Genomic DNA, 5,483 nt, shown 5'->3' on the forward strand with positions numbered 1-5,483 from the left:
CTAATCTCAACAGCCCCGTAAGAGAACTGAACGGTACGTTTCATTGTTTTCTGTATATCGTATCCTTTTTCTTTATAAGTATGAATTAATTCCAAATCAATCATCTCGATTGCTTTGGAAACCAGCTCACACATGACTTTTGGAAGGTATTGATCTAATCGTATTTCACTGTCTAATAATGTTTCAGAATCCTTTAATATACTGGCAATTTCTGCTATAATTTGATTCATAAGAAGACCTCTTTTCTGGATTTGTGGTTATCTCTAGATTAAGGGTCTTCTTCCTTTTTGTCTACTTTAATTTCTTACCCTACTATTTTACTTTCCGACAACTATTTTACACATAGTTTGTCTCGCTTAATTTGACAAATCAAATAACAAAAAAAGAGCGGCCTTCGTTTGAAGGCTGCTCTTTTTGGTCAATCGATTTTTTCGGCTGTGTACAGTTTGTCGTCTACTTCATCGTAAAGCGTCACCGTGCTGTCGTCTGTTTTTTCCAAAATCAAACGGTAACCGAAATGGTCACGGAAAATCCACTTGTCTGTTCCGATGTAAGTCATCTCACCTTTTAATTGCTGGTGATTTAAAAGAACGGTTCCTTCAGAAGATAGGCTGAGAATCATTCGGTGACCTTGTGGAGGAGAGAGGGGTGTGACATGCCAGTTTCCTTGCCAAAAAGTACATGGGGTTTCTTTGACACCTGCGTGTTTATTCTTTCTTTTACGTAATGGCCAGCTGATCACCAAATACATTCCTTCCTAATAAAATTCTTTTCGCTCTTTAAGTGTATCGCAATGAAGTCATTCATAGTATACAACTTTAGGATGAGTTTAGGTTATCAGTTTCATTACAAATGTAACGCGAATTGATGACAGAACCCCCGCCGGAAGGACCGACGGGGGTGTAGGTGTATTTAAGGTTAACCCATCCAAGCAAAGTAGCCGATGACGATGGCCCCGAGGATGATGCGGTACCAGCCGAATGCTGTGAAGTCATTGCGGCGTATGTAGCTCATCAAGAATTTGATTGCCACAACAGAGACGAGGAACGACACAATCATTCCTGCAAGCAATATAACCAATTCTGTGCTGGTGAAAGAAAAACCGAATCCAAGCAATTTCAATGCACTGGCGCCAATCATGACTGGAATGGAAAGGAAGAACGAGTACTCTGCCGCCACTGGACGGGCCGTTCCGATAAGAATGGCTCCAACGATAGTGGCACCGGAACGAGAAGTGCCTGGAATCAACGCCAACACTTGGAAGAAACCGATGAGCAGTGCGGTCTTATAGTCCAAATCGGCGAAAGATTGAATTTTTGGTGCCCGGTTTTTATTTCGTTTTTCAATGATGATAAACAAAATACCGTAAACGATCAACGCAATGGAGACCGTCTGCCAATTGTAGAAGTACGCATTGATTGCATCTTCAAACAACAGACCGATCACACCGGCCGGAATGACCCCTACCAGTACTTTGAGCCAGATTTGCCACGTGTCCTTTTTCTCCGCCTCGGTTTTGATGGATGAAAAAGGATTCAACTTTTGAAAATAAATTAAAATGACGGCCAAAATGGAAGCAAATTGAATGACGACAAAAAACATTTCCTTGAACGAATCAGACGCATTCAATTGGATGAATTCATCCACTAAGATCATGTGGCCTGTGCTGCTGATAGGCAGCCATTCGGTGATACCTTGAACAATTCCAAGAATGATAGACTTTAATATTTCAATAAAAAACATGTGTTTCTCCCTTCAAAAAATATTCTCTTCCAGTATACAACATTTTTCTGAAAAAGCTTCTACTTAAAAAAATCTTCATAAAAAATCCACTGTTCGAAAACATTAAGTACGTCTAATAGAAAGAAAACAATTTAAATGAAATTTTCACCCAAATGAATGCGCTTTTTTGTTAGAATGGACATATCAGTATGGTGTCTTTTGGAGGAAGGAGGAGAAAATGAAACAGAGTAAGACGTTTTTTGAAAGGAAAGCACCACGGACAGAAGAGATTCAAACACGTTTTTATACGCTCGCAAAAGTTTATTGGACAGGGATTCCTTTATTGTATTTCTTTATGTTGTCCTCGGCGCAGCGGGGAACCGGCGGCTTTGAATCGATGATATCGGAATCGCCGGAAATCGTGATTGAAATGTTGGGGCAGTTTTCCAATGCCATTTTAGCACTGCTGTTATTCGGGATAGCGGAAAAGGAACAAACGAAGACAGGGCTTGCAGGTTTTGTCTTCAAGGTAGCCATGATTCAGCAATTATTCGTTGGCAACTTGTTTGGAGCGGGAATCGCTTTTTTGGCTCATCGGGAACTTCCAACATTTCGACCAGAAAACAGCGATACACAAGAAAAGAAAATGATTGAAAAAACAGTCGTTTTTGTATCCATCGGCCTCTTAATTGTGATATCCTTAGTAGTAGGATACGGACGGTGGGCTCTATAAGTGAGCGTGTCCGTAAAGGAAATACTAATATAGAAAGAAAGTAGGGATTGATATGGGTTTGTTTGATTTTCTAAAAGGTGGAAAAGAAAAAAAAGATCCAACAGTAACACTATACTCCCCAGCAAACGGAACAGTGATTCCAATTGAGGAAGTATCGGATCCAGTTTTCTCTCAAAAAATGATGGGAGACGGCTTTGGGGTTATACCTACTGATGGAGACGTTTATGCTCCAGGTTCCGGGAAAGTAGTCAGCGTGTTCCCGACACAACACGCGGTCGGTTTGGAATTGGACAACGGTATTGAAGTGCTTGTCCACATCGGAATCGACACGGTGGAATTGGAAGGCGGTCCATTCAACACTGTCGTGAAAGAAGGCGACCAAGTAACGAAAGACACCAAGATTTCCACGGTTGATTTGAAAGGCTTGGAAGAAGCTGGAAAAGAAAATACAATCATCATTGTATTCACCAATATGGACCAAGTAGACTCATTCAACTTGTCCACGACCGGTCAATCCGGCGTTGGAACAGAAATCGGCCAAGTATCCTCAAAAGAAGACTAAAAAAGAAAGCAGGAAAGAGCGTGCCTCTTTTCCTGCTTTTTTCTTTGGCGGCGGGACAATCGGTGTCACTTTTACATGAGAAATCCTGTCACGTAAAAGTAACGCTGCAAATTTTTTTCACTCTTTCGTGAAAGGGTGTGTCACGAGGAAGTGAGCAAAAAAAGAGCCCTCACTCTTCTATGAAGAAGAGGTTCACGAAAGAGTGGAGAACTTTGACATTCAACCAATAAAAAACCAGTCTGCCTAAAACAGGCAGACTGGTTTTTGCTACTCAATGGGGCGAATCATCTGGAACAATTCACCGATTGTGGCATAGGCATTTCCTGAGAGCCGCGCAAGAGGCTGCAACGCATCAGGTAAAATATATTGTTTTTCTTCGTCAAAAACCGTTTCATCGAAATAGAAGTCTTCGACACGCAGCAAAAAGAGGTCGGTGGTGATATTCTCATCGTCATCTTTCACAGGGATGTGTTGATGGACGGTCACTTCAAACCGGATTTTTGCCTCCTGGATAGCGGGAACCGCTACGGAACGGCTCTGCGTTAACGTCAAATTCGTTCGCTCCAGTTCGCTTTGATGAGGCGGAAAGGGAGCGGCGGTTTCGTTCATCGCTTCTCCTGTGGACAAATCAACAATGTGCACAACGCCTTCTCCGTGGTCCAACAAATTTTGGGCGGTGTCTTTTGAATATCCGTTTTTTCGCATGATGGCCACCGAAAGAAGCGGAAGCACATTGGAAGCGACACTGAAAAAACTGAATGGAGCGACGTTCACGGTCTGGCCGTCATTCGCCAGTGTAGTAATCCAAGCGATGGGACGCGGAACCACACTCCCACTGAGAAATTTGTATTGCTGTTGCGAGACCAGTTCATCCGCTGAAAAGTGGATCATACTTTGTCACCCGGCTCGAACCCAAAGTATTCTTTCTCGAAGTGCTTCGTGCTGCGGACCGTATCAATAGGACGGACCAATGGCTCGATTTGGTCACGATGCGGTTCGAACGCTGGCGGCAAGGCCAATGTTTCACCCAACGTTTCATAGTCTTCCTGGTAGTCGATGAACCCAGGGCCGTCTGTAGCGAACTCGAACAAAATGTTCGGGTACATACGGGAGTAAAGAGACTCGAAGTAGAAACGGTCCACGTATCCGGAAGTTGGGAAGCCAACTGCTTCAATTTTTTCAGTCCAATGATCCAACGCTTCTCTGTCTTCTACGCGGAATGCGGCATGGTGGACGCTTCCGTATCCTTGGCGGGCAGGGGGAAGGAATGTGCTGAGTTCAACGATGACGCGTGCGCCATTTCCGCCTTCTCCCACTTCAAAGAGCGTTTCCTGTCCTTCTTTCGCCACTTCGCGGAAGCTCAACACTTGAGTCAACACGGCTTTCATCCGTTCGGCATCCGATACACGCAACATTAATGTCCCAAGACCGCGAATCGCGAATTCTTCCGGTACCGGCCCTTTTTTCCAAGGTGTTCCAGGTGCAACTCCTGTATCGTTTTCGTCAGAAATCAATTGGTATTGCTGCTCATCGAAGTCTTCAAACGGCAATACTTTGACGCCAAACTGTTTTTGGATGCCGCGGTGCTTCACGCCGTAATGATCGAAACGTTTCACCCAGTACTCCAACGCACGGTCGCTTGGAACGCGGAATCCGGTGCGGGAGATGTCGTTGGTTCCTTTCGAGCCTTTTGGAACGCCTGGGAAGTCAAAGAAGGTCATGTCGGTTCCAGGATTTCCTTCGTCGTCTGCGAAGAAAAGGTGGTACGTTTGGATGTCGTCCTGGTTGACGGTTTTCTTGACTAAACGCATACCCAATACATAAGTAAAAAATTCATAGTTTTTTTCTGCGCTGCTGGTAATCGCTGTGATGTGATGCAATCCTTTTAATTCGTACATATTAATTGTCCTCCAATGTTTGTTCAATCTTTTTTCTCTGCGGTTCCAAAAAGTCCGGAAGCGCCAGGGTGTTTCCCAGTTCATCGAGTGGTTCGTCAATGGTAAAGCCGGGTGCGAGTGTAGCCAGTTCGAAGCGCTGTCCGAATGGATCCTTCACATACAGACTGGAAAAGTATCCGCGGTTGACCAGCTTTTCTACTGTATACCCGAGTTGTTCCGCTTCGTTTTTCTTTGTTTCCAATTCGTTGGCAGATTTTATAATGAAGCTAGCCACCGCCAAAGAAAAAACGCCACGTGAATTTCTGGTATATTGAGGTTACCACTAACTCTCAATAGACAAGGATGAATTCACGTGACACAAACCCATCTTAACACAGAATCCCGCAAGGGAAAACACCTTTCCTACGCCGAGCGCTGCCAGATCGCGGTCCTGAAGAAGGAAAAGTACTCGAATCGCGATATTGCCCAGGTGTTGGGGCGGGCTCCGGAGACGATCAACAGCGAAGTCAGAAACGGGACGGTCCAGCAGCTCCGCCGCCAGAAGCAGAACGGGAAGACCTACGACTAC

General features: G+C 44.5%; 9 protein-coding genes. 3 read left to right on the top strand and 6 right to left on the bottom strand.

Going from position 1 to position 5,483, the window contains the following annotated elements:
• The 3 genes from G470_RS0111065 to G470_RS0111075 all read right to left on the bottom strand — a co-directional run.
• Positions 1–230: hypothetical protein (locus G470_RS0111065; protein WP_028273359.1), on the bottom strand; the 230-nt coding region annotated here is incomplete at its 3' end.
• A gap of 188 nt (positions 231–418) precedes the next feature.
• A complete protein-coding gene (locus G470_RS15055; RefSeq protein ID WP_051258562.1) occupies positions 419–751 on the bottom strand; it encodes a DUF4828 domain-containing protein in 333 nt (110 codons plus the stop codon).
• Between the two features lie 167 nt (positions 752–918).
• Positions 919–1,743 (bottom strand): undecaprenyl-diphosphate phosphatase, encoded by an 825-nt coding sequence (locus G470_RS0111075; RefSeq protein ID WP_028274855.1) that lies wholly within the window; start codon positions 1,741–1,743, stop codon positions 919–921.
• Positions 1,744–1,960: 217 nt separating this feature from the next.
• On the opposite strand from G470_RS0111075, the gene G470_RS0111080 reads away from it, so the two are divergent.
• Together G470_RS0111080 and G470_RS0111085 are read left to right on the top strand one after the other, a co-directional pair.
• Positions 1,961–2,455 carry a hypothetical protein gene (locus G470_RS0111080; protein ID WP_028274856.1) on the top strand — a complete coding sequence of 165 codons (495 nt, stop codon included), beginning with the start codon at positions 1,961–1,963 and terminating at the stop codon, positions 2,453–2,455.
• 52 nt (positions 2,456–2,507) lie between these two features.
• Positions 2,508–3,017, top strand: coding sequence for a PTS sugar transporter subunit IIA (locus tag G470_RS0111085; protein WP_035445625.1), 510 nt, complete (start codon positions 2,508–2,510; stop codon positions 3,015–3,017).
• Between the two features lie 267 nt (positions 3,018–3,284).
• Here G470_RS0111085 and G470_RS0111090 read toward each other — a convergent pair whose 3' ends face one another.
• The 3 genes from G470_RS0111090 to G470_RS0111100 are packed head-to-tail and all read right to left on the bottom strand — an operon-like array spanning position 3,285 to position 5,189.
• Positions 3,285–3,908: a flavin reductase family protein gene (locus G470_RS0111090; RefSeq protein WP_028274858.1), complete on the bottom strand. Its 624-nt coding sequence runs from the start codon at positions 3,906–3,908 to the stop codon at positions 3,285–3,287.
• Positions 3,905–4,915, bottom strand: coding sequence for a ring-cleaving dioxygenase (locus tag G470_RS0111095; RefSeq protein WP_028274859.1), 1,011 nt, complete (start codon positions 4,913–4,915; stop codon positions 3,905–3,907). Before G470_RS0111095 ends, G470_RS0111090 begins: the two co-directional genes overlap by 4 nt.
• A 1-nt stretch (position 4,916) precedes the next feature.
• Positions 4,917–5,189, bottom strand: coding sequence for a VOC family protein (locus G470_RS0111100; protein WP_156908087.1), 273 nt, complete (start codon positions 5,187–5,189; stop codon positions 4,917–4,919).
• 78 nt (positions 5,190–5,267) lie between these two features.
• On the opposite strand from G470_RS0111100, the gene G470_RS0111105 reads away from it, so the two are divergent.
• A partial coding sequence (locus tag G470_RS0111105; RefSeq protein WP_028274861.1) for a helix-turn-helix domain-containing protein occupies positions 5,268–5,483 on the top strand: 216 nt, incomplete at its 3' end.

The sequence above is a fragment of the Atopococcus tabaci DSM 17538 genome (genome assembly GCF_000429585.1).
Taxonomy (GTDB): domain Bacteria; phylum Bacillota; class Bacilli; order Lactobacillales; family Carnobacteriaceae_A; genus Atopococcus; species Atopococcus tabaci.

Excerpts from the sequence above, each read along its gene's own strand:
- G470_RS15055 (WP_051258562.1), bottom strand. The coding sequence starts at position 751 with ATGTATTTGGTGATCAGCTGGCCATTACGTAAAAGAAAGAATAAACAC.
- G470_RS0111090 (WP_028274858.1), bottom strand. The coding sequence starts at position 3,908 with ATGATCCACTTTTCAGCGGATGAACTGGTCTCGCAACAGCAATACAAA.
- G470_RS0111075 (WP_028274855.1), bottom strand. The coding sequence starts at position 1,743 with ATGTTTTTTATTGAAATATTAAAGTCTATCATTCTTGGAATTGTTCAA.
- G470_RS0111095 (WP_028274859.1), bottom strand. The coding sequence starts at position 4,915 with ATGTACGAATTAAAAGGATTGCATCACATCACAGCGATTACCAGCAGC.
- G470_RS0111085 (WP_035445625.1), top strand. The coding sequence starts at position 2,508 with ATGGGTTTGTTTGATTTTCTAAAAGGTGGAAAAGAAAAAAAAGATCCA.
- G470_RS0111080 (WP_028274856.1), top strand. The coding sequence starts at position 1,961 with ATGAAACAGAGTAAGACGTTTTTTGAAAGGAAAGCACCACGGACAGAA.